Below are 25,334 nucleotides of genomic sequence, written 5' to 3' on the forward strand. Positions count from 1 at the left end.
ACCTTTTACCGTTTAATCCATTTTTTATTTATTGTGGTAACGCGCCGCTTCCCCAAGTTTGCACTTCTTCAGGGCGTTTTATCTGAAGTAAGAAACGTTTGTTTGGCTGCGCCTGTGGTTGAATTTCTTTTTCTGCTGGTGTGGAGAAAGAAATACCACCTTTTAGCAACTGTTGAACACTTCCTGTATTAAATGCCGCACCTTTCCAGCCTAAGGTGAAGTCATAACCTGATGCAATCCAAAACTCTGTATTTTGTCGAACAAGATGACTATATTTCGGCATGATTGCGATATGCACTAAGACGCGATCACCAAGAGTGTTAAGCTCAAATTTTTTCACTATACCTACTTCTACGCCTCGATAAAGAATTGGTGAACTTTCACTTAAATTCATGGCATTACGTGTTTCTAAAATAAATGGTGTACCATTACTAAATTTATTACGTTGTGGTGCTGTTTGAACTAAATTGAATTGTGTTTTTGCTTTACCATTCCCAATTTCAATATCGATATAAGGCTGTAATAAGCTATCAAGGTTATCTATTCCACCTGCTGAAATTTGTGGTGAGATAATCGTAAAGTTAGAACCTTCTTTTGCAATCATATTCATATAATTCGGGTTGATTAACGCTTTTGCAGTGATGCGTTTAGATTTGGTATCAAGCTGAATACTGTCAATTTGCCCCACGTCTAAACCCAAATAGCGCAGACTCATCCCTTTGCTAAGATTGGTTGCATCATCTGCCGTTAAGGTGATTGCAAGTCCGATGGATTTTGCATAACTTTCATTGGCGTAAAGTATTCGATTATTGCCCGAACCACTATTATCAAAGCTAATCGCACCCTTTAAGGAACGTGCAAGTGGCGTTGCTTGAATGCTAATACCTTTAGGTGTGATATCAATTTTAGCCGCACTTTCTACCCAAAAACGGCTTTTATCTGTTAACAAATGTTGATAGGCAGGGTAAATATAAACTTCTACATCAAAGCTATTGGTTTTAGGTTTAATATTTAAAATTTTTCCCACTTCAAATTGACGATATAGTACGAGAGAGCCTTTATCAATGCTTGGTAACGTTTGGGTTTGTAAGGTTATCGTTGGAGTAAGAATATTTCCTATGATGCCATGTTCAGCATTGCTAATATTTTGATAAAGCGGATAGCTATCTTTAGCTTTTCCCTGACCTTGTTTCGTTAGTACTCTTACGCCACCTTGTAACCATTTTTCTGGTGTCGCGGATTCAAAACGCAATCCGTCTAATCCAACGCTGATATCAAAGTTGGTTGCTGCGACAAATTGTGTATTTTCGTGAATTAAATTGCGATATTCGGATGCAATTGCTGCCTTAAATTGTACGCCATTTATATCCACTTTTTGTGAAACAATTTGTCCGATTGGCATGTTGTTATAAAACACATTTTGACCTTCACTTACACCATAATTTTCTGGTGCGGTGAGTGTTAAAACTAATGTATTAGGTGCATTGAGTAATAACTCATTTTCTTTAATGACATCAAATTGATGCTTAGTTTCACCATCTCCAGCAATGACATCAAAATATTCGCTACGAAAGAATTTTTTGGGATCTGCTAAATTACCAAGATCCGTTTTTTTATTGCGAAGTACGATTTTGCTATTCGCTTTAAATAAAGAGGCTTGGTTTGGATCTATCAATAAACTGCCTTCTAAAATTTCATCGTTATTTTCAACCGCACTTATTTTAGAAAGAATCCCGATAGGATTATCTTGAGAATAAACTTCGGTCTGTCCTGCAATGAGACCAGCAGATGCTGGGATATTTACGTTGACTTCAATTCCACGTTTTGCCGCTTTTAAATTGGTATAGAGCGTGAAATGGCTATTTTCATCTGCCTTTGGGCTGTCAGCTGGAGAGTCGAAAGAAACGGCACCTTGTACAACCGCATTTAAACTTTCTACATTTAAATTTAGGCCAGATGGGCTAATGTTAGCGTTAATGCCACTAATGTTCCAAAAACGTGAATCTTTTTTCACAAACTGTGCATAGGCTTTATCAATCACCACATCTATTTCTACTTTATTGTCTTTGTTAATGCGGTAATCGTAAATTTTTCCCACAGGTAATTTTTTAAAATAGACGGACGCTCCGATAGAAATCGAGCCTAAATCATCAGAAATTAAGTGGATCAACAAATCTCCTGGCGAAACTTGCGCAATGGGGCCTTGTTCTTCCGCAATAAATTCGTCTTCTCGATCGCCATCACCTGGTTGAAGAGTGATGTAATTGCCTGATACGAGAGAATCTAAACCTGAAATTCCTGCAAGTGAAACATTTGGTTGAACAAGCCAGAATTTTGTATTTTCACGCAAAATACTTGACGCTTCAGGATTGATATTGGCAACAACTTCCACTTTTTGCATGTTATCTGTGAAATTTACTTTTTTCACCACACCAATTTGTAAACCTTGGTAGCGAACTTGTGTTTTATCCGCAACGATACCGGAACCATTGGTAAAGGTAATCGTGATGCTTGTGCCACGTTCCTTAACAATTTGGAAGAATAAAATTGCTCCAATACATAATGCAATGAAGGGAAGTAACCAAAATGGAGAAATACGACGAGTTTTTCGAACTGCCGCTGTCATTTCTGTATGTTGATCTTTCATTGAAGAACTATTTTTCTCTGTCATAAATTTTCCAAATTAATCGACTATCAAATTGTGAGGTTGAAATCATGCTGCAAAATACGGCAGCGCCGAAGTAAAATGCGCCGGGACCAACGGTAAAATTAATAATTTCACCGCGTGTTACTAGAGACATCATTAAGGCTAATACAAATAAATCGAGCATCGACCAGCGTCCAACGAAATGCACAATATGCAATAAACGTATTTGCCATTTTATAGAGTGCCGCCATTTAAAATGAACACAACTTAGTAAGTAAAGTAAAATTGCAGCTTTACTGATTGGGACAAAAATACTCGCAAAGAATACCACGAAAGCAACAAAATAACTGCCCATGTTCACAAAAGAAATTACACCAGATATTAATGTATCTTCAGAGAGCAAACCTGTTAAATAAATGCCTGATATGGGTAATAAATTTGCTGGAAAAAGCATAATAATCCCAGCAATTAAACTTGCCCAGGTGCGTTGTAACTTAATATTATCTGAAATATGAACAGGCGATAAACAGCGCGGACACCGTGGGTTGTTCCTTTTATCGTAATAAATACCATTTTTTGAAAATGTATAGTTACAAGCATCACATAATTCAATGTTGTTTGCATCATAAGCGGGTTCATTTTCTGGATAAAACTCTTTCCACAATGCTTTAAGGTTTAATTTGATAAAAAGTAGGGTTGTCAAAAGTGCGGTAAAAATAAAGGGAATTAAGTAAACATTAATTTCCAGTGTTGCATATTCACGCACTTTGAACATTGTCACGCCTAGCGCGACTAAATACACATCAAACATCACCCAAGGTTTTATATAACCTAAAAAAAGCAAAATACTACGTGGTTTAATATGCAAAATTTTTGCAATCCAGAGCATGATGACTAAAATTGCAAAGGTAATTGGCATCACGACGGCACAGATAAACACCATAAAAGCAGTATATTCATAGCCTGCCACTGACATTTTCCAAATACCTTCCCAAATAGAAGCATCAATTTTTATACCTAATAAATGAAGACTTAATAGGGGATACCCCAGGGCAAATGGCATCAAAATAAGGATAGATAAAGCAACCATCGCGCAACGATGAACAGACCAGCGTCCACCTGTCGCTAAATGGTGATGACAACGTGGACATTCAGCTTGTTCATCTTTATTTAATATTAAAGGTGTCGTTACACTAGCATCACATTCTTCGCATTTTATAATTTGAAATGATTTTTGTGTGAGGTTTGATTCTTGCACGAAAGATTATCTTTTATTCAATTGTTAAAAACGGCGCATTTTAGCCTTGTTTCAGCTTGAATGTGAAGTGATCTTGACTATTTTTGTGCGAAATTTATTCACTATGTTTTGATTCATTGTAAATTTTGTAAAAAGTGCGATAAACTAAGTCGGTTTATATTTACCTTAGGATAATTAACATGACTGATTCTCAATCTAGCGTTCAGGTAGTTGATGCGCAAGTAAATTCACAAAAATTAACCAATACAAAAGATATTATTGCGTATTTGGCTGAAAAATTCCCACTTTGCTTTATTTTAGAAGGCGAAGCAAAACCATTAAAAATTGGTCTGTTCCAAGATTTAGCGGATGCATTACAAGATGATGAGCGTGTAAGCAAAACTCAGTTGCGTCAGGCTCTTCGTCAATACACATCAAATTGGCGTTATTTACATGGTTGTCGCGAAGGTGCAGTGCGCGTAGATTTACAAGGTAATCCAGCCGGCGTGTTAGAAGCGGAACATGTAGCCCATGCAGCTCAACAGCTTGCAGATGCTAAAGCGCGTGTTGCTGAAAAACGTAAAGCTGAGGCTGCAGCGAAAAAAGCACAACAAAAACAACGCCCACGTAAACCTGCAAATAAAAATACTAAACATTTCAATAAGCCGTCATTAAGTGCGGTTGATTTTTCACAAATTTCTGTTGGTTCTGTGGTGAAAGTGAAAGCTGGTGATCATGCGAAAAAAGCAACAGTAGTGGAAGTTCTAAAAGATTCAGCTCGTGTTGAGCTTGAAAACGGTTTGGTTATGAGCGTAGCTGCAGATCGTTTATTTGCATAATGATTTAATTCTACTCGGGAAAGGTTATGAGATCTAATATTTCAAAAAATGTGATTACTCGCGCATTGTTATCGGCATTGTTAATCGGCTCTGTGCCTGCTTTTGCTGTGCAGCCTAAATTAAAACTGAGCGATATTACTATTCCAACAGCAAGCGACGCGAATCAGTTGGCAACTAAGCGTGCAACGACTCGATTAACCCAATCGCATTATCGAAAAATCTCATTGGATGATGCTTTTTCTGAGAAGATTTTTGATCGTTATATTAAAAATATTGATTTTAGCCATAACACCTTTTTGCAATCTGATGTAGATGAACTTCGTCAAAAATATGGCGCTAAGTTGGATGACCAGTTAAATCAAGGTGATCTTTCTGCTGCTTTTGATATTTATAATGTAATGATGAAGCGTCGTTATGAACGTTATGCTTATGCATTGTCTTTATTAGATAAAGAGCCTGATTTGAATGGACAGGATCAAATTGAAATTGATCGTGAAAAAGCGGCATTTCCGAAAAACGAAGAGGAAGCCAACAAACTTTGGGAAGAACGAGTAAAAAATGACATTATCAATCTTAAATTAAAAGATAAAAAATGGTCTGAAATTAAGTCAAAACTTACCAAACGTTATAATTTGGCAATTCGCCGTTTAACTCAAACAAAGGCAGATGACATTCTTCAAACTTATTTAAATGCATTTGCTCGCGAAATTGATCCACATACCAGCTATCTTGCACCAAGAACCGCAAAAAGTTTTAACGAAAGTATGAATCTTTCTCTTGAGGGGATTGGGGCAACGTTACAATCAGAAGATGATGAAACAAGCATTAAGTCACTTGTTCCTGGCGCACCAGCGGAGAAAAGCAAAAAATTGCATCCAGGAGATAAAATTATTGGTGTGGGCCAAGCAACAGGTGAAATTGAAGATATCGTTGGCTGGCGTTTAGAAGACATTGTTGAGAAAATCAAAGGTAAAAAAGGCACAAAAGTGCGGTTAGAAATTGAGCCGTCTAAAGGTGGAAAATCCCGTATTATTACTTTAGTGCGCGATAAAGTGCGTATTGAAGATCAAGCCGCAAAATTAACCATGGATAAATCTGATGGTAAAAATATTGCGGTAATCAAAGTGCCAAGTTTCTATATTGGTTTAACTGATGATGTTAAAAAATTATTGGTTAAAGCAGAGAAACAAAAAGCCGATGCGTTAATTATTGATTTGCGTGAGAACGGTGGTGGCGCATTAACAGAAGCGGTTGCTTTAAGTGGTTTGTTTATTACTAATGGTCCTGTTGTGCAAGTACGTGATGCTTATCAACGAATTCGTGTACATGAAGATGATGATGCCGAGCAACAATATAAAGGCCCTTTGTTTGTCATGATTAACCGTTACAGTGCTTCTGCATCAGAAATTTTTGCAGCGGCAATGCAGGATTACAATCGCGGTATTGTTATTGGACAAAATACTTACGGTAAAGGTACCGTTCAGCAAAGTCGTCCTTTGAATTTTGTGTATGATTTGGATCAGACACCGTTAGGTTTATTGCAATATACCATCCAAAAATTCTATCGAATTAATGGTGGTTCAACACAATTAAAAGGTGTCGCAGCAGATATTAATTTCCCTGAAATTATCGATGCGAAAGAATACGGTGAAGATAAAGAAGATAATGCATTGCCGTGGGATAAAATTCCATCCGCAACTTATAAAGAAGTTGGCAATGCTCGCAAAGATGTTGATGTATTAAATAAAAAACATCTTGAGCGTATTGCTAAAGATCCTGAATTTGTTGCATTGAATGAAGATTTAAAAATTCGTAATGAGCGCCGTGATCGCAAATTCTTATCGTTGAATTATCAAACACGTAAAGCCGAAAATGATAAGGATGATGCAAGACGTTTAAAAGATATTAATGAACGTTTTAAACGTGAAGGCAAAAAAACGTTAAAGGATATTGATGATTTACCAAAAGATTATGAAGCACCAGATTTCTTCTTAAAAGAAGCTGAAAAAATGGCAGCAGATTTTGTTACGTTGAATTTGAGCGAACAGGATATTGGTAAAGAAATTCAGAAACCAAGAGAAACAGTAGAAGAGAAAAAATGAAATTATTTTAACCGCACTTTGTTTTAGCATTTAAATAAAGTGCGGTTGTTTTTAGGAAATGTTTAAGGAATGGTTATGTTTAAAAGCACTGCAAAGCTCTCAGTATTTGCGTTGTCATTATCAATGATGACATCAGGATGTGCTTTAGCAGATTTTGCAAAAAATGGGCAATCGGAGAAACTTCATGGCGTTGATGTTTCGCATTTATCTCCAGAAGAAAAACAAAAGCTTGGAGAAGAAATTAAATTTGATCAATCTCGTCTAGCACAAGAAAAGCAAGAGATTTTAGAAATGTCGCTAACCCATGAAATAGGCGATCATGCTTTACAGTTTAAGCCTTTGTTAGCTCGTTTATATGCAGAACGTAAATATACGCCATTATGGAAAGATAATACTGCGGCTCGCCAATTATTACAGGATTATGCTGCGATGGTGGCTAGCGGTATTTCTAAACGTTCAGCAAAATCCTTAGAATCCTTTGAATTGATCGAGCAACAAGGCGGGTTAGCTTATGATGTTTTATTGAGCGATATATTGCTAGATTATTTGTATTATACTCAAAATGTAGGTGTGCAAGCTCAACGTTGGCTTTATTCATCTAGCGCTTATCAAGTTCAACAACCTGCAGATGAACATATTCAACGTTGGTTAAGTGCGGTAGAAAATGGCCAACTTTTAGGTTTTGTACAAAGTTTATCGGGCGATAATCACTTATATCATCAAACTGTTAAAGCGTTATCATCAATGGTATCTGCATCAGGCTTGTCAGAAGTTGGGCAGAAACTTGCAATTAATGCACAGCGTTTGCGAGTAATTCCTGATTTTCATAATGGTATCTTTGTAAATATTCCAAGCTATAAATTACAGTATTATCGTGATGGTGAGCTGATTTTAGAATCTCGGGTAATTGTTGGAAAAAATTCGCGCAGAACACCAGTAATGTATAGTAAATTAAGTAATGTGGTTGTGAATCCGCCTTGGAATGCGCCAACTCGTTTAATCAATGAAGATTTATTGCCAAAAATGAAAGCGGATCCAAATTATATTGCGGAGCATAATTATTCAATTTTAGATAGTCAGGGAAATGTCGTTGACCCAGCTTCTATTGATTGGGAATCTATTAGTAATAAATTCCCTTATCGTGTTCGACAAGCTGCTGGCGATAGTGCATTGGGTAATTATAAATTTAATATGCCAAGCTCAGATGCCATTTATTTGCATGATACGCCGAATCATGGACTGTTTAGCCGTAAAGATCGCGCATTAAGTTCTGGTTGTGTACGTGTTGAAAAGTCCGATCAACTTGCTAGTATTTTATTAAAAGAAGTCGGTTGGTCTGATGAACGTCGAAAAAATGTTTTAGAAAGTAAAAAAACTGTTTCTGCCCCAATTCGTTCAGAAAACCCAGTATTTATATACTATGTGACATCTTGGGTTGAGAACGGAAATATTCAGGCATTGCCAGATATTTATAAATATGATGGATTGATGAATTTCAGTGAAATTAATTGGAATGTGGTCAAAAAATATCTCTAATAATCCATCAAAAAATAGAAAGGAGAGATGATGAACAAGGTTGATAAACAGAAACGTAAATGGCTATCGCTCGGTGGCATTGTTTTAGGCGCATCAGTTTTACCAAATTCTGTCTTAGCAATGGTTTCAACACCTAAGCCTCGTATTTTGACTTTCCGTAACATTAATACGGGAGAGCGATTAAGTGGTGAGTTTTCTGCTCAAAAAGGTTTCGCAAGTGCCACATTAAAAAAATTGGACCATTTTATGCGCGATAAACGAACAAACCAAGTTCATAGAATGGATCCAAATTTATTCCACAAGTTTTATAACATTCAAAGCAATTTGGGAATTCGCAATGCTGAAATTGAAGTGATTTGTGGCTATCGTTCTGCCGCAACTAATGCAATGCGTCATCGCCAAAGTAAGGGCGTGGCAAGCAATAGCTATCATATTAAAGGAAAAGCTATTGACTTCCGTATTGCGGGTGTACCTTTGATTAAAGTGAAATCTTCTGCAGAAAGTCTTCGAAACGGTGGAGTGGGTTATTATCCAACAAGCAATTTTATTCACGTAGATACAGGTCCTGTAAGAACTTGGAAAGGCGTGTAAAACAAATTTAAAATTAACCGCACTTTTGTGCGGTTTTTCATTGGAAAATACTATGCTATTTGACAGTCATCTTCATTTAGATCAACTCTCTGATGAGAATATTCAGAAAACACTTGGTGATTCGAAGATTACAGGTATGCTTGCGGTAAGTACGAATCTAAAAAGTGCTAAAAAGCTATTGAATTTAAAACAGACTTACCCAAAGAAACTTTATATTGCAGCTGGTTTTCATCCTGAACAGCAATTACCTAGTTTAGAAGAACAAAAAGAATTATTTCAATGGATTGATGAACATCATTCATCGATTTCTGCGATTGGCGAGGTGGGGTTGCCACATTATTCTAAACGTGAAAATCCAAATTTGGATTACGCACCTTACATTGAATTACTGGAACGATTTATTCTGATAGCGAAAAGATGGGATTTTCCGTTAAATTTACATATTGTGCATAATGATGTGGATATTGCCCTTGAATTATTGCAGAAACATAATATTCAACGTGTCCATTTTCATTGGTTTAAGACAAATGAAAAATCTTTTCAGAAATTTTTATCTACACCATATTTTGCGAGCCTAACGCCTGATATTTTATGGAATACTAAAACGCAATATGTTGCTCAACATTTGTCGTTAAACCGTTTGATGATTGAAACTGATAGTCCTTGGTCACATGAAGGATTTGATAGTGCGGTAGTTTCTGAGCAATTATTCGCAGTAGTGAAGAAAGTAGCTGAATTAAAATCTTTGCCATTACATTATGTTCAAGAGCAGATGCTTTGGAATACTCAACAATTTTATCGATTATAAGGAGCAAAAATGAATATCGAAATTATCCCAGTCACCGCATTTCAACAAAATTGTTCTTTGATTTGGGATGACGACAAAAATGCAGCAATCATTGATCCGGGCGGCGAAGCCGAACGCCTAATTCAGCGTATTGAAGAACTGGATTTAAATCTTAAAGTGATTTTGCTTACCCATGGTCATTTAGATCATGTTGGCGCAGCCATGCAGTTGAAACAACATTTTGGCGTTGAAATTTGGGGTTCTCATGAAGAAGATAAATTTTTATTTGAGAGTTTGCCAGAACAAGCTCAACGTTTTGGTTTGCCAAATATTGAGTCCTTTTTACCTGATCGTTGGTTTAATCAGGAAGGTGAAATTTTAAAATTAGATGGCTTTAATTTCGAGATTTTACATTTACCGGGGCATACGCCAGGGCATATTGGTTTTATTGAACATGAGAAAAAAGTGGCATTTACAGGCGATGTATTATTTCAAGGTGGAATTGGTCGTACCGATTTCCCTCGTGGCGACTATGAAACATTGATTTCTTCAATTCGAACAAAATTATTACCGTTGAATGATGATCTGATTATTATTGCTGGGCATGGGCCTTATACAACCATTGCTCGAGAAAAACAGACAAACCCATTTTTAAATCGTTAAAAGTGCGGTGAATTTTTGTTAAGTTTTTTAATTTTGCTATAATGCAAGTATTTTTTCGTATTGAGAGCAAACAAAATGTTAAAACGATTATATATTCATAATTATAAGGCATTTCAAAACTTTGAAATAAAATTTGATGATTTGGATTCAATGCTTTGTTTAGGCAAGAATGGCGCGGGTAAATCATCATTAGTTGAAGTTTTCCATATTTTTCAAAAAATAGGAGAAGGAAAATCACAATTATCCGATTTGATTGATAAAAGCTGTTTTAATTTTATAAATAATGATTTACCTATGCAGTTAGAGCTTGAGGTCGAGCTACAAAATGAGCAGATTAAATATCTTCTTTTGCTTGATTTTCCAAATGATTTTAATGCGTGTAGGGTTATTAAAGAACGGCTTACTGTTAATGATATACATATATTAGATAGAGAGAATGGTGAGGTTAGTTATAAAACTAAAAATAATCAAGAAATTGCTGATTTCTTTTTAGACTGGCATATATTTGCATTACCTATTTTTAAACCACGAAAACAAGAACTAATATCTATTCAAAATTTTAAAAATTGGTTGGCAAATATTATCGTAATATCTCCTATTCCTGCATTGATGGCAAACTATCAAAATGAGCAATTAGCGTTAAAACCTAATTATTTTTCTGATAATCTAAATTCTTGGATTACGAAATTATTTTCAGAAAAACCTAGAAGCTATCAATATATTTATGAATACTTAAATTTAGTATTTCCTGATCTGGAAGAAATAGATAATAGTGAGGAACAGTTAAGTTTTAAGTTTAAGAGCAATGGCGAAGGCTATCTTAAACTTTCTCAATTATCTTATGGGGAACGAATTTTTGTGTTATGGGCTGCGATTTTGGCTAGCGTTAAACTAGGGTTGATTTCAGTTTGTGTATGGGATGAGCCAGAAAATTATATTTCTTTATTAGAAATTCAGTTTTATTTTAATACTTTAAAACAAAACTTTGATAATAAGGCTTTATTTATTGCCACAAGTCATAACCCAGAAACAATACGGATGTTTCCAACAGATGATATTTTTATATTATCAAGAAAAAATCATTTTGAACCTGTTAGATTACAATTCATTTCTGAGCTAGGTGTTAAAAATGATATTGTAGATCTTATTAAGGCAGGCTTAGTTGAATTATGAGTGTTAATCGCTATCAAGATTATTTAATTGTCCTTTTTGAAGATAATGCTTATAAGGATATTTTTCTTGGCTTTTCATTTTCTAAAAATAAACAAATATTATTAAAGCCTGTTTGTCAAGGGTTTAGTGATGTCTTCTTGCAACTCACTGATAAAGACAGTTTAATATTAAAGGAATTAAATAAGTATCACCACGCTTATGTTTTAGCTTGTATTGATGCAGATCTTGATAGCCAAAATGAAAGTAAAATAGAAAAATTAAAAAAATCTTTATTTACAGAATATAAAGAGCGTATCTTCATTTTGGGCTCTAAATACGAAGCTGAGCACATTAAGCGTTTTATTATTCAACAAGGAAAATGGAAGAAAGTGGGAGAAATGCTTGAAAATGATTGTAAAAATGAACATTGCCAATTATGGAAGAATGAAATGCTCCAACATAACGGAAATGAAATTGAAAGATTTAGAAAAATTTTTCATTCATTTTTAAAATAATTCTATTTTTCTCGTGCTTTAATGTTTAATTATAGCTATTTTTTATTTATCAGATCGTTCCGTAAAAATCTTGATGGTTGATAAAGCTGATTTTTCTTGGCTCTTTTTTATAGGATAAAAGGAAAGAGTTTGAATTATATCACAAATCTGTAACAATTTCTGATAATAGGCTTATTTCCTTTTCAATCCTATGTATAATGCATAAAAAATGGAGCGAAAAATATTGTTCCAAATAATCATAATAAAGAGGTAATTATGCAGCAAAACAAGGCATTTGATGATTGGTTAGCCAGCACAGCATTAGGCGGTGCAAATCAATCTTATATAGAAGAGCTTTATGAAAGCTATTTGAGTGATCCGCAGTCGGTGGAGGAAAGCTGGCGAGCTACTTTTGATTCTTTACCAAAAACCACCGCACTTGAACAGCCTCATACACCAGTACGAGATTATTTTCGTCGTTTAGCGAGAGAAAATCATAATGAAGCGGTGACAGTGATAGATCCTGCTGCTGGTGCAAAATTGGTGAAAGTTCTACAATTTATCAATGCCTATCGTTTTCGTGGCCATTTAGAGGCTAATCTCGATCCCCTCAATTATTATCGTTGGAAAGTATCTTCCGTCCCTGAACTAGATTATCGTCATCACGGTTTTACTGAACAAGATCTCAACGAAACCTTCAATATTAACCATTACGTTTATAAACGAGATACCATTAAACTTGGCGAATTGGCTCAAATGTTGAAAGAGACCTATTGTGGCTCAATTGGCTTAGAGTTTATGCATGTGCAAGATATGGCACAGAAAACTTGGCTTCAGAGCAAAATGGAAAGCGTGTTAGATAAACCACTTTTTACATCTGAAGAACGTGTTAATTTTCTTCGTGAACTTACCGCGGCAGACGGTTTAGAACGTTATCTCGGTGCAAAATTCCCGGGGGCGAAACGATTTTCTTTAGAAGGAAGTGACGCGTTTATTCCATTGATGAAAGAAATTATCCGTCATGCCAGTCGCCAAGGCGTAAATGATGTGGTAATGGGAATGGCACACCGTGGGCGTTTGAATATGCTCGTGAATGTATTAGGTAAAAAGCCTGAGGATTTATTTGATGAATTTGCGGGTAAACATTCGAGTGAACGTACGGGAGATGTGAAATATCATCAAGGTTTTTCTTCTGATTTCGCAGTGGATGATAAGCGAGTGCACTTAACTTTGGCATTTAATCCGTCTCATTTGGAAATTGTAAGTCCTGTTGTGATTGGCTCCGTGCGTTCTCGTCAAACGCGCATTAATGATACGGAACGCAGCCAAGTGTTGGCGATTACTGTTCATGGAGATTCCGCCGTGGCAGGGCAGGGGGTTGTTCAAGAAACATTGAATATGTCAAATGCCCGTGGTTATAGTGTGGGCGGTACTATTCGCATCGTGATTAATAACCAAATTGGTTTTACGACATCCAATCCTAATGATACGCGCTCTACAGAATATTGCACCGATATTGCGAAAATGATTCAAGCGCCGATTATTCACGTTAATGGTGATGATCCTGAAGCGGTGGCATTTGCTGCACGTATGGCGGTGGAATATCGCAATTTATTTAAACGAGATATTTTCATCGATTTAATTTCTTATCGTCGTCATGGGCATAACGAAGCTGATGAACCATTAGCCACTCAGCCAATGATGTATAGCATCATCAAAAAACATCCTACCCCTCGTAAAGTTTATGCAGATCGCTTAGTTTCAGAAGGCGTGATGACTGAAGAACAAGTTACTGAGATGGCGAATGATTATCGCGATGCGCTAGATAATGGTGATCGAGTCGTATCAGAATGGCGAGAAATGGATACGGCAAAAATGGATTGGTTGCAATATCTCAACTATGATTGGACTGCGCCGTATGAAAGTAAATTTTCACAGGAACGTTTTTTAACCCTTGCTAAACGTGTGTGTGAATATCCAGAAAGTTTACGTGCGCATCCTCGTGTAGAAAAAATCTATAATGATCGTAAAGCAATGTATCAAGGCGAAAAATTGCTCGACTGGGGTATGGCTGAAACCATGGCTTATGCAACCTTGCTTGATGAAGGTGTTAATGTCCGTTTATCAGGTGAAGATGCGGGGCGGGGAACCTTTTTCCATCGTCATGCCGTTGTGCATAATCAAAATGATGGTACGGGGTATGTACCATTAACACATTTGCATGCTAATCAAGGTCGTTTTGAAGTATGGGATTCTGTACTTTCAGAAGAGTCTGTACTTGCTTTTGAATATGGCTATGCAACAACAGATCCAAAAACGTTAACCATTTGGGAAGCGCAATTTGGCGATTTCGCTAATGGTGCACAAATTGTTATCGACCAATTTATTAGCTCCGGTGAACAAAAATGGGGCAGAATGTGTGGTTTAGTTATGTTATTGCCTCATGGCTATGAGGGACAAGGCCCTGAACATTCTTCTGCTCGCCTTGAACGTTATTTGCAACTTTGTGCTGAACAAAATATGCAAGTCTGCGTGCCGTCAACTCCAGCACAGGTTTATCACATGTTGCGCCGTCAATCTTTACGTAAAATGCGCCGTCCATTGATTGCCATTTCTCCAAAATCATTGTTACGCCATCCATTGGCTGTATCCAGTTTAGATGAGTTGATTAATGGGGCTTTCCAAACGGTAATTGGAGAAATTGATGAGCTTGAGCCTAAAGATGTAAAACGTGTGGTAATGTGTTCAGGTAAAGTTTATTACGATTTACTTGAACAACGTCGTGCTAATAATCAGAAGAATGTGGCGATCATCCGCATTGAGCAGCTTTATCCATTCCCGCATGAGGATGTGAGGAAAGCGCTTGAGCCTTATGCACATGTCTCGGATTATGTATGGTGCCAAGAAGAACCACTTAACCAAGGGGCTTGGTATTGCAGCAAACATAATTTTGAATCAGCAATTCCAGAATCCGTTAAACTCAAATATGCAGGTCGTCCAGCTTCAGCTTCGCCTGCTGTGGGTTATATGTCGCTTCACACTAAACAGCAAAAACAGTTAGTAGAAGATGCGTTAACCCTATAAAGTGCGGTTAAAAATTAAGATATTTTTATAAATGTATAGGTGCACTTGTTGCATCATGGATAAAAGTAAAAGCGTAATTCAGTGCAATAAGTTGCACTTTGAGAGATAAGGAAAAATAAAATGACCATTGAAATTCTTGTTCCAGACCTACCTGAATCAGTTGCGGATGCAACCGTTGCTACTTGGCATAAAAAAGTAGGTGATATTGTTAAACGTGATGAAGTTATCGTAGAAATTGAAACGGATAAAGTTGTACTAGAAGTGCCCGCACTTTCTGATGGCGTGTTGGCAGAAATTGTTCAAGCTGAAGGTGAAACTGTAGTCAGTAAGCAGTTGCTGGGCAAAATTTCCACGGCTCAAGAAGGGGATATGAGTTCAGCGACATTAAAAGCAGCGAATGAACCCACACCGTCTGATCGTCAAAATGCAGCGATTGAAAATAGTCATAATCATAATGCGGATCAGGGCCCTGCGATTCGTCGTTTATTAGCAGAACATGATTTACAAGCAGATCAAATTCAAGGTTCGGGCGTGGGTGGCCGTTTAACGCGTGAAGATATTGAACGTGAAATCGCAAAACGACAAGCACTGCAAGCGAAACAAGAAGCTGCCACTGAGCAAAATACAATTAGTACGGTGGCTTATAGCGCACGTTCTGAAAAACGTGTGCCAATGACCCGTTTGCGTAAACGTATTGCTGAACGTTTACTTGAAGCCAAAAACAGTACGGCGATGCTAACAACTTTCAATGAAGTGGATATGCAGCCGATAATGACTCTACGTAAAACCTATGGCGAAAAATTTGAAAAACAGCATGGGGTTCGTTTAGGATTTATGTCTTTCTACATAAAAGCAGTTGTGGAAGCATTAAAACGTTATCCTGAAGTTAATGCTTCTATTGATGGGGATGATGTTGTTTACCATAACTATTTTGATATCAGTATTGCGGTTTCGACTCCTCGTGGATTAGTCACACCAGTGCTTCGCGACTGCGATAAGCTCAGCATGGCAGAGATCGAAAAACAAATTAAAGTATTAGCCGAAAAAGGTCGTGATGGTAAATTGACAGTAGAAGATCTCACTGGAGGCAATTTTACCATTACAAATGGTGGCGTGTTTGGCTCTCTTATGTCCACTCCAATCATTAATCCGCCACAAAGTGCGATTTTAGGAATGCATGCTATTAAAGAACGCCCGATTGCGCTTAATGGTCAAGTGGTGATTCGCCCGATGATGTATCTTGCTTTATCTTACGATCATCGTTTAATTGACGGTCGTGAATCTGTTGGTTTCTTGGTAACGATTAAAGAATTATTGGAAGATCCAACAAGATTGTTATTAGAAATCTAAGAAATAAAAGGCTTTCTGTGTTAGAAAGCCTTTTAAAATGAACAAAAAATTAACCGCACTTTAAATATTTAAGAGAATATTTCAAAGTGCGGTTATTTTCTGATGTGTTTTTAATTAGAGATCGAAATCGCCAAAATCATTCGTATCAACTTTTGAGTTAATTTGACCAACAAGGTAAGAACTCACTTCCACTTCTTGTGGCGCCACTTGTACGTTGTCAGAAACAAGCCATGCGTTAATCCATGGAATTGGATTAGAACGTGCACCAAATGGCAATGGAAGACCAACTGCTTGCATACGGATATTGGTGATGTATTCCACGTATTGCACCAAAATATCTTTGTTTAAACCAATCATTGAACCGTCTTTAAACAAGTAATCAGCCCAGTCTTTTTCTTGTTCCGCAGCAGCTAAGAATAGATCATAGGCTTCTTGTTTACATTCTTCAGCAATTTCTGCCATTTCAGGATCGTCTTGACCTGCTGCCATGATATTTAAAATGTGCTGCGTACCAGTTAAGTGTAAGGCTTCATCACGAGCGATAAATTTAATAATTTTCGCATTACCTTCCATTAATTGACGTTCCGCAAAGGCAAAGGAGCAAGCGAAAGATACGTAGAAACGAATTGCTTCAAGTGCGTTCACACTCATCAAGCAAAGATAAAGTTGTTTTTTCAAATTACGTAATGTGACAACACATTCTTTGCCATCTACAGTGTAAGTGCCTTCGCCGTATAGGCTATAAAGTTGGCTGTCGCGAATTAAATCATCGTAGTAAGAAGAAATGTCACGTGCACGTTTGATAATTTCTTCGTTGGTCACGATGTCATCAAATACGATAGATGGATCGTTCACAATATTACGAATAATGTGTGTATAAGAACGGGAGTGAATGGTTTCAGAGAATGTCCACGTCTCGATCCAAGTTTCTAATTCAGGAATAGACACTAAAGGCAATAATGCCACGTTAGGGCTACGGCCTTGAATAGAATCTAATAAGGTTTGATATTTTAAGTTACTGATGAAAATGTGTTTTTCATGCTCAGGTAACGCAGCATAATCAATACGGTCTTGAGACACATCCACTTCTTCTGGACGCCAGAAGAAAGAAAGTTGTTTTTCAATGAGCTTTTCAAAGGTCTCATATTTTTGTTGATCGTAACGCGCAACATTAACGTTTTGACCAAAGAACATTGGTTCTTTTAATTGATCGTTTTTGGTTTGTGAGAATGTAGTATATGCCATTTGCCTATTCCTCAGTAGTTGTATTTTTGGATTCAAACTCATTTAAAATCATACGAATTAAAGGAAGTGGGGCTCTTCCTCTTAATTCTCCAATGATATCTTCTCGAGATGCACCGAATGCTAATTTATGTTCAATAATTCTTCTGATTTCTCTAGCGGGCAATCTAGGTTCCTCTTGGGCAAGTTCTAATCTTCTAATTCGATTATTTAATAACCGAGTATTTTCTAGAATTTCTCCTAGTAAATCATCTTTTGCTCTAGGTTTAGCGGCAGGAATATCTTTTGTATTTTTAAGTATATCTTTAAATTTTTTATCAAATTGAACCCAATAGGTATCAAAAACTTGTTCAAGAACTCTAGGATCAAGACCATTTACACCTAATGCTGTATTTAATGTTCTAACTAAATTAAACATGCTCTCTTTTGTCGGAAAAGTATGATTAAATTGTGCTAGAGGATCTTCTACATCTTTGGGTTCTAAATCAATAAGTAGTGTACATACTCTAGATGTAGATAGTCCTTTCGCTAGAGCTCCTGCTTCAAATAAAATCCAAGGTCTTACTCTGTTTTCTTGTGTGAGGCATATAATTCCTACACTAGTATCTTTTAATTGATCGTTTATTTCGCTAAACCAAAGGGAGCCACGATCTAAATCTCTAGTTGATACCCAAGGTCGAGCAGCTTGTATTACGCAGCATAACCATTCATTTAATAGTTCTGCAACTGCCTTACTTCGTTCACCAGACCAGCTTAAAAAAACTTTCATAATCCTCTCCTTGATTATTAAATCTTACAAGCACCGCCTGCACAGCCATCATCAAGATCTTCTTGAGCATCTTCAGCGCCATCGCGGGTGTTTTGGTAGTAAAGGGTTTTTAAGCCGTATTTGTAAGCGGTTAAAAGATCTTTTAACAACACTTTCATTGGTACTTTACCGTCTTCAAAACGTTTTGGATCATAGTTGGTGTTGGCGGAGATCGCTTGGTCTACGAATTTTTGCATAATACCGACTAAATGTAAGTAGCCATCATTGCTTGGGATATCCCAAAGTAATTCGTAGTTGTCGCTTAAGTTTTCGTATTCCGGTACAACTTGTTTTAGGATACCATCTTTTGAGGCTTTAATACTTACATGACCACGTGGTGGCTCAATACCATTAGTCGCATTTGAAATTTGCGATGATGTTTCTGATGGCATTAAAGCGGTTAATGTTGAGTTACGTAAACCAAATTCTTGAATATCTTTACGCAAGCTTTCCCAATCATAATGTAGAGGCTCTTGTGTTAAGGCATCTAAATCTTTCTTATAGGTATCAATAGGTAAAATGCCTTTTGCATAAGTGGTTTCATTGAAGTATTCGCAAGCACCTTGCTCTTTTGCTAAGTTCATAGAGGCTTTCAATAAATAATATTGAATGGCTTCAAAAGTGCGGTGAGTTAAATCATTAGCTGAACCATCAGAATAACGAACACCATTTTTCGCAAGGTAATAAGCATAGTTAATGACACCGATACCTAATGCTCGACGAGCAAGTGAACTACGTTTTGCCGCCACAACAGGGTAATCTTGATAATCTAATAATGCATCAAGTGAACGAACAGCAAGATCAGCAAGTTCTTCTAATTCATCTAAGCTTTCAATCTTACCTAAATTAAATGCGGAAAGCGTACAAAGTGCGATTTCTCCATTTTCATCATTAATGTGCTCAAGTGGCTTCGTAGGTAACGCGATCTCTAAACATAAGTTAGATTGGCGAACTGGTGCCACTTGTGGATCAAATGGAGAGTGAGTATTACAGTGGTCTACGTTTTGAATGTAGATACGACCTGTTGATGCACGTTCTTGCATTAATAAAGAGAAAATCTCAACAGCTTTGACAGTGCGTTTGCGGATAGTTGGATCTTGTTCGTATTTTACGTAGAGTTCTTCAAATTTATCTTGATCCGCAAAGAATGCTTCATAAAGCCCAGGTACATCAGATGGACTAAATAAAGTAATCTCACCACCTTTAATTAAACGTTGATACATTAATTTGTTTAGCTGGACGCCATAATCCATATGACGAACGCGGTTGTCTTCTACACCACGGTTATTTTTTAACACGAGTAAGCTTTCTGCTTCTAAGTGCCAAATAGGGTAATAAAGTGTCGCCGCACCGCCACGAACGCCACCTTGTGAGCAAGATTTCACCGCAGTTTGGAAATATTTATAGAATGGAATACAACCTGTATGGAATGCTTCACCGCCACGAATCTCACTGCCTAATGCACGAATTGCACCTGCATTAATACCAATTCCCGCGCGTTGTGAAACATATTTCACAATAGCTGATGCCGTTGCATTGATTGAATCTAAGCTATCATCACATTCAATTAATACGCAAGAGCTGAACTGGCGAGTAGGTGTGCGAACTCCTGCCATAATTGGCGTTGGTAAGGATATTTTGAAGGTGGATGTTGCATCGTAGAAACGTTTTATATAATCCAAACGCGTTTCTTTTGGATATTTAGAGAATAAACTCGCTGCAACGAGTAAATAGAGGAATTGTGCTGATTCGTAGATTTCTCCCGTCACACGGTTTTGAACTAAATACTTACCTTCTAATTGTTTCACGGCAGCATAAGAGAACGTCATATCACGCCAATGGTCGATGAATCCATCCATTGTGTCCCATTCTTCACGGGTATAATCATCCAATAACGCATGATCATATTTGCCCATACGTACTAGTTTTTTGACGTGATCGTATAAACGAGGGGGATCGAAATGACCGTAGGCTTTCTTACGTAAATGGAAAATCGCTAAGCGAGCAGCTAAAAATTGATAATCAGGCGTATCTTTGCTGATTAAATCTGCGGCTGCTTTAATAATGGTTTCGTGAATGTCTGAAGTACGAATGCCTTCGTAAAATTGAATGTGTGAGCGAAGCTCAACTTGGGAAACAGATACATTGTCTAGACCTTCTGCTGCCCATGTAATAACACGGTGGATTTTATCAAGATTGATTTGTTCCTGCGTGCCATCACGCTTGGTTACCATTAAGCTTTTATTCATTGTACGACCCTTGTTATTATAACGATGTTAAACACAATATATAGTGTTTGTAATGAAATCACGCACAAGGTAATGTGTTTTTTGCTTGAGATCAAGCAATAAATTTTTTGCTTGAATTATTGACAATAGGTAACTTATTTAAAAATAAACGGTTTTTTCGAAGAGCAAAAAAATCAAATTTTTTACTTGTAAAAATGAGAAAAGTGCGGTTGAAATTCGTTGAATTTTTACCGCACTTTGAAGATTAGTTGAGATATTTGAAAACTTTAATTACTTTTTGCACGCCACTGATTTTACTTGCAATATCTGCAGCTGCATCAGCTTGAGCGTGTGTCAGGGTTCCAAGTAGGAAAACTTCTCCATTTTCGCTAATAACTTTAACATCGGTTGCTTTAACTCGATCATCGACTAACATTTTTGATTTGACTTGCGTAGTAATCCAACTGTCTCTGCTGATTTGTGCAAAAGAGATTTTCGGGCCAACAGTCAGCTCGTTATAAATGTCATTGACACCTTCAACACCTTTTGCAAGAGCTGTAGCAGTTTCCTTTACGCCACTATTAGGAACTTGACCGATTAAAAGCACTCGACCATTGTAAGATACGGCATTTACACGGCCTTCAGCCTTAATTTGGGCATCTTTTTCTACAGCATTTTCTACTTTAAATTCTAGGGTTTCATCATCAATTTGTGTCCCCGTGGTTCGAGGATCGGTACCTACTTTAGCTGCTACAGCGCCACCTCCAATCACAGCGGCAACACATCCTTGTAAAAAGATTGTTGTTCCAAGTACGATAGCCAGTTTTTTTAATGGGGATAATTTCATATTAACTCCTTTTGAGATTGAACTACTGGTAGTTTGAAAGTAATTTATTTTTCTGTCAAGCACTTGGGAATAAAGTATGATCAACCAATTCACAAAGTGCATTAATCACAAAAAGATGATTTTCTAAAATGCGACTTTCTTTGCTGGCTGGGATTGATATTTCTAAATCCTTATCTGCTAAAATTCCTTGAATGGCATCGTTATTAGAGCCTGTGAGTGCAATGACATTAACTTCTTTATTTACTGCATGAGAAATAGTATTTAGCACGATCTTCTCTGTTCCCAAAGGCGCAAAAGCGATAAGTAAGTCGCCTGGTTTGGCAACGGCATTAAATTGGTGACAATACAATTCTTCAGGCGAGTGTTCAAAAACAAGAGAAGAACCCACCGCACTTTCTAAACTTAAGAGCACAGAGGGAAAACTAGGTCTTGCTAAATCGTATCGATTAAGCAAGTTAGATACGAGAAACTGTGCATTAGCATAAGAACGCGAGACGCCACAAGCGATCACTTTATTGCCGCCTAGCAAACATTGCATCACCATTTGGGTGGCGTTAGCAATATTTTCCGAAAGCATGCTAGACGCAGCAATTTGAATTTGAATACTTTCGCTATAAATATCTTTTACTTTTTGTAACATCATAAAAAGCCGTTAATCGAGAAAATTAGGAATCCATTGAATATCTTGGGGCGTTTTGCCAAAGGCGATTAAATCAAAGCGGCAATTAGCATCTTCTAAGCTCATATTTTGTTTTGCAAGCCATAAATTTGCCGAATCTAACCATTTTTGTTGTTTTTTCCAATCTACGCTTTCTACTGCTGAGCCAAAGGCATGATTAGAACGTTGGCGAACTTCAACAAAAACGATGGTTCCTTTGTCATTCATTATTAGATCAAGTTCACCACATTTGAAATTTTGATTAGCAGCGATAAATGTTAAGCCTTTTGATTCTAAAAAAAGGCGAGCTTGATGCTCAAAGCTCGCCCCTTGTTGACGTTTTAAAGAAAACATTAGTTTGCAACTGGTACAATTGCACCATTTTGATATTGATACCAAGTCATATCGCGTTCAACATTACAGTTGGTATCAGCACTTAAAATCCCTGTTAAGCCACTCAAACGATAGCCTGGCACTTGGCGTAATTCATTAAATTGATTAATGAGTAACCAAGCATCCGCACCCATTGCATATAAACGCATTAATTGATATTCACCGCCAGTTGTTTTGGCTAGTTTTTGATATTGTGGTGAATTGGTGTCTTTAAAAAATGGAATATCACTAAACTGTACACCGTTCATCTGTGTGATAAAGTCCGTGTTAGTGTTTGTTGCATTTGCGCTTGCTCGTGAGCTGGCATAAATCGCTAAATTAGGCGCGATATTTGTTAAATAACCTTTCATTTCTGCCAGCTCAGTTGGACTTGCTACGACATAAAGTGCGGTTGTATTTGAGTTATTTTCTTGAACGAAGTAGGTTACATCCGCAGGCAAATTGTAGTAACGGATATTCGCATCAGTACCTGCTAATTGTTGCCAACGTACATTAAAGGTATTGCCTACGCGTTGCCCTAAATCATTTTGTGGCATTGCGACAAGTGGATTACGCACGCCATCGTTCCACATTTTATTGGCAGCAGATTCAGCTTCATCTTCTGGCGAAAGTCCGTAATAACAAAGTTGAGGAATCGCACGAGAATTTGGTGTGACATTTAATGCAAGCACATCTATACCTTGAATTTGAGCAGGATCTGCTAAAATCACATCAAGATTTTGTTTTAGTAATGGACCCACTAACGTTTTAATCCCCGCTTGTTTTGCTTGCGCAATGATATCTTGTACAGAATTCATTGAGGTATCAAACACTTGCACTGGAATGGTTGAGTTACCTTTCGCGTCGTTGAAACCCGATTGAATGGTTGTACCAAGAATTTGTCCGTCACCACTTAATGGCAATAGTAAACCAATTTGTGACACATTCGTTTGTTGGAAATTAAGCAATGTAAGCAATTCTTTTGGGAATAACGTTGCGGCTGCATGATTTGGGTAAGCATTTTTCCAACTTTGCAATGCTTGGCTTAATTGAACTGGTTGACGAATATAATCATTGTAGGTTTTGATTAACGTTAACCAACCGCCTAAAGCTGCGTTGCCTTCATCTGAAGCATTATTGATTACACCAGTATTTGCTGAACGTAACAATGCCCAAGTTTTATCAACATTATCTTGGCGACGTTGTACATCCGTTAAATTCTCATCAATTTTTACCCGCGCTTTTACGGCTTCAATGATGTCTTTACGATTTTCAGCAACAATAGCTAAGGTTTCGTAATAACGAGATTTTTGTGACGGGCTTAATTTATTTAAATCCAATGCACGTAATTGATTTTGCGCGACGTCATTAGCATTTTTTGCAGCAGAAATTCTCGCTTCAATTAATGTACGATCTAATTTTTGCGCATCATTTAATTCACCTAATTCACTTAATAAAGCTTCTGATTGTTCAACTTTATTTTCACTGATTAACACGCGAGCCGCGAGCAATTTATAGGTTTGTTGATCTTCGAGTTCTTGTGCTTGTCCTAATTTATTCATATAAAATTCAGAACTAGCATTCGCATCTTGTTGTAAAGTTTGCGTAAAACTGCTGCCAAGTAGATTTGAACAGCCAGCTAAGGCCATTGACAATAAAATTGGCATTAAACGTTTTTTAAAACGTCCGCCTTGTAATAGAATAGACATTCTTGCTCCATCATTAACAGACAATAGTTGTGGCAGATCTTACTTATCTCATAACTTAAAAGCAAACAAAAATGACTGATTTAACCGGAATTTTATACATTGTTGCCACGCCGATTGGCAATTTACAGGATATTACCCAGCGTGCTTTAGATACTTTTGCTCAAGTGGATTTAATTGCAGCAGAAGATACCCGTCATAGTGGCCTTTTATTAAGTCATTACGGTATCAAAAAGCCCTTTTTTGCTTTGCATGATCACAATGAACAAGAAAAAGCCCATATTTTGGTGGAAAAACTTAAACAAGGTAGCAATATTGCTTTGATTTCTGATGCGGGGACGCCATTAATTAGTGATCCTGGTTTTCATTTAGTACGCCAATGTCGTGAGGCTGGCATTTGTGTGGTTCCTTTGCCCGGGGCATGTGCGGCAATTACCGCACTTTGCGCATCGGGGATTGCTTCTGATAGATTTTGTTTTGAGGGTTTTTTACCTGCGAAAAGTAAAGCCCGCAAAGATAAATTAGAAAATATCGCAGAAGAAGACCGCACTTTGATTTTTTATGAATCCACTCACCGTATTTTAGATACGATAGAAGATATGCAATTGGTGTTAGGGGAAGAACGATATATTGTGTTAGCCCGCGAAATTACTAAAACTTGGGAAACGATTACGGGTAATACGATTAAAAATTTACGAGAATGGCTTTCAGAAGATCCAAATCGTACAAAAGGCGAGATGGTTTTGATTGTGGAAGGCAAACCAAAATCTGACAATAACGATAAAATCTCTCCACAAGCGGTGAAGGCACTTGAATTAATTGCAGAAGAATTACCGCTAAAAAAAGCGGCGGCTATTGTTGCTGAGTTGTATGGTTATAAGAAGAATGCTTTGTACCAATTTGGATTAGCGCATTTGGAAAAATAACCTCAAAATTAACCGCACTTTATTCATCTGATGTTAATCTGTGCTGTTGCACCAAACGGACACAA

20 protein-coding genes are annotated in these 25,334 nt (G+C 37.1%); 11 read left to right on the forward strand and 9 right to left on the reverse strand.

Annotated features, from left to right (window positions below; translation table 11 throughout):
• Window positions 1-28: 28 nt before the first annotated feature.
• Both DV434_RS07385 and DV434_RS07390 read right to left on the reverse strand, forming a co-directional pair.
• Window positions 29-2,671, reverse strand: coding sequence for a PqiB family protein (locus DV434_RS07385; RefSeq protein ID WP_118785634.1), 2,643 nt, complete (start codon window positions 2,669-2,671; stop codon window positions 29-31).
• Window positions 2,655-3,905 carry a PqiA/YebS family transporter subunit gene (locus DV434_RS07390; protein ID WP_118785635.1) on the reverse strand — a complete coding sequence of 417 codons (1,251 nt, stop codon included), beginning with the start codon at window positions 3,903-3,905 and terminating at the stop codon, window positions 2,655-2,657. The genes DV434_RS07385 and DV434_RS07390 overlap by 17 nt, the downstream gene beginning before the upstream one ends.
• Before the next feature lie 179 nt (window positions 3,906-4,084).
• Here DV434_RS07390 and proQ point away from each other — a divergent pair, with 179 nt between their 5' ends.
• From proQ to odhB, 10 genes are all read left to right on the forward strand, one after another.
• A complete protein-coding gene (gene proQ, locus DV434_RS07395; RefSeq protein ID WP_192881498.1) occupies window positions 4,085-4,723 on the forward strand; it encodes an RNA chaperone ProQ in 639 nt (212 codons plus the stop codon).
• Between the two features lie 26 nt (window positions 4,724-4,749).
• Window positions 4,750-6,825, forward strand: coding sequence for a carboxy terminal-processing peptidase (prc, locus tag DV434_RS07400; protein WP_118811570.1), 2,076 nt, complete (start codon window positions 4,750-4,752; stop codon window positions 6,823-6,825).
• Window positions 6,826-6,900: 75 nt separating this feature from the next.
• The gene (locus DV434_RS07405; protein WP_479680711.1) at window positions 6,901-8,361 is read left to right on the forward strand and encodes a L,D-transpeptidase family protein; all 1,461 of its coding nucleotides are present in this window, start codon (window positions 6,901-6,903) and stop codon (window positions 8,359-8,361) included.
• Between the two features lie 30 nt (window positions 8,362-8,391).
• Window positions 8,392-8,952 carry a peptidoglycan L,D-endopeptidase MepK gene (mepK, locus tag DV434_RS07410; RefSeq protein WP_118811572.1) on the forward strand — a complete coding sequence of 187 codons (561 nt, stop codon included), beginning with the start codon at window positions 8,392-8,394 and terminating at the stop codon, window positions 8,950-8,952.
• 52 nt (window positions 8,953-9,004) lie between these two features.
• Window positions 9,005-9,760 carry a TatD family hydrolase gene (locus DV434_RS07415; protein ID WP_118811573.1) on the forward strand — a complete coding sequence of 252 codons (756 nt, stop codon included), beginning with the start codon at window positions 9,005-9,007 and terminating at the stop codon, window positions 9,758-9,760.
• A gap of 9 nt (window positions 9,761-9,769) precedes the next feature.
• Window positions 9,770-10,402, forward strand: coding sequence for an MBL fold metallo-hydrolase (locus tag DV434_RS07420; protein WP_118811574.1), 633 nt, complete (start codon window positions 9,770-9,772; stop codon window positions 10,400-10,402).
• A gap of 75 nt (window positions 10,403-10,477) precedes the next feature.
• Window positions 10,478-11,575, forward strand: a complete 1,098-nt coding sequence (locus tag DV434_RS07425) for an AAA family ATPase (protein ID WP_118785640.1) — start codon at window positions 10,478-10,480, stop codon at window positions 11,573-11,575.
• A complete protein-coding gene (locus DV434_RS07430) occupies window positions 11,572-12,069 on the forward strand; it encodes a hypothetical protein (RefSeq protein WP_005664978.1) in 498 nt (165 codons plus the stop codon). The genes DV434_RS07425 and DV434_RS07430 overlap by 4 nt, the downstream gene beginning before the upstream one ends.
• A gap of 255 nt (window positions 12,070-12,324) precedes the next feature.
• Window positions 12,325-15,132 carry a 2-oxoglutarate dehydrogenase E1 component gene (sucA, locus tag DV434_RS07435; RefSeq protein WP_118785641.1) on the forward strand — a complete coding sequence of 936 codons (2,808 nt, stop codon included), beginning with the start codon at window positions 12,325-12,327 and terminating at the stop codon, window positions 15,130-15,132.
• Between the two features lie 120 nt (window positions 15,133-15,252).
• Window positions 15,253-16,482, forward strand: coding sequence for a 2-oxoglutarate dehydrogenase complex dihydrolipoyllysine-residue succinyltransferase (gene odhB / locus DV434_RS07440; protein ID WP_118785642.1), 1,230 nt, complete (start codon window positions 15,253-15,255; stop codon window positions 16,480-16,482).
• A 114-nt stretch (window positions 16,483-16,596) separates the two neighbouring features.
• Here odhB and nrdB read toward each other — a convergent pair whose 3' ends face one another.
• The 7 genes from nrdB to DV434_RS07475 form a co-directional block, all read right to left on the reverse strand.
• Window positions 16,597-17,727: a class Ia ribonucleoside-diphosphate reductase subunit beta gene (gene nrdB, locus DV434_RS07445; RefSeq protein WP_118785643.1), complete on the reverse strand. Its 1,131-nt coding sequence runs from the start codon at window positions 17,725-17,727 to the stop codon at window positions 16,597-16,599.
• 4 nt (window positions 17,728-17,731) lie between these two features.
• Window positions 17,732-18,493, reverse strand: coding sequence for a TIR domain-containing protein (locus tag DV434_RS07450; protein ID WP_118785644.1), 762 nt, complete (start codon window positions 18,491-18,493; stop codon window positions 17,732-17,734).
• A gap of 17 nt (window positions 18,494-18,510) precedes the next feature.
• Window positions 18,511-20,781, reverse strand: coding sequence for a class 1a ribonucleoside-diphosphate reductase subunit alpha (nrdA, locus tag DV434_RS07455; protein ID WP_118785645.1), 2,271 nt, complete (start codon window positions 20,779-20,781; stop codon window positions 18,511-18,513).
• A 244-nt stretch (window positions 20,782-21,025) separates the two neighbouring features.
• The gene (dolP, locus tag DV434_RS07460; protein ID WP_118785646.1) at window positions 21,026-21,607 is read right to left on the reverse strand and encodes a division/outer membrane stress-associated lipid-binding lipoprotein; all 582 of its coding nucleotides are present in this window, start codon (window positions 21,605-21,607) and stop codon (window positions 21,026-21,028) included.
• A gap of 55 nt (window positions 21,608-21,662) precedes the next feature.
• Window positions 21,663-22,247, reverse strand: coding sequence for a D-sedoheptulose-7-phosphate isomerase (locus DV434_RS07465; RefSeq protein WP_118785647.1), 585 nt, complete (start codon window positions 22,245-22,247; stop codon window positions 21,663-21,665).
• Between the two features lie 12 nt (window positions 22,248-22,259).
• On the reverse strand, window positions 22,260-22,619 hold the full coding sequence (locus tag DV434_RS07470; RefSeq protein ID WP_118785648.1) for a YraN family protein: 360 nt from the start codon (window positions 22,617-22,619) through the stop codon (window positions 22,260-22,262).
• Window positions 22,619-24,346, reverse strand: coding sequence for a penicillin-binding protein activator (locus DV434_RS07475; RefSeq protein ID WP_118785649.1), 1,728 nt, complete (start codon window positions 24,344-24,346; stop codon window positions 22,619-22,621). Before DV434_RS07475 ends, DV434_RS07470 begins: the two co-directional genes overlap by 1 nt.
• Window positions 24,347-24,417: 71 nt before the next feature.
• On the opposite strand from DV434_RS07475, the gene rsmI reads away from it, so the two are divergent.
• Window positions 24,418-25,269 carry a 16S rRNA (cytidine(1402)-2'-O)-methyltransferase gene (gene rsmI / locus DV434_RS07480; RefSeq protein ID WP_118785650.1) on the forward strand — a complete coding sequence of 284 codons (852 nt, stop codon included), beginning with the start codon at window positions 24,418-24,420 and terminating at the stop codon, window positions 25,267-25,269.
• Window positions 25,270-25,334 lie beyond the last annotated feature (65 nt).

Source organism: Haemophilus haemolyticus (assembly GCF_003493685.1).
Taxonomy (GTDB): Bacteria; Pseudomonadota; Gammaproteobacteria; order Enterobacterales; family Pasteurellaceae; genus Haemophilus; species Haemophilus haemolyticus_O.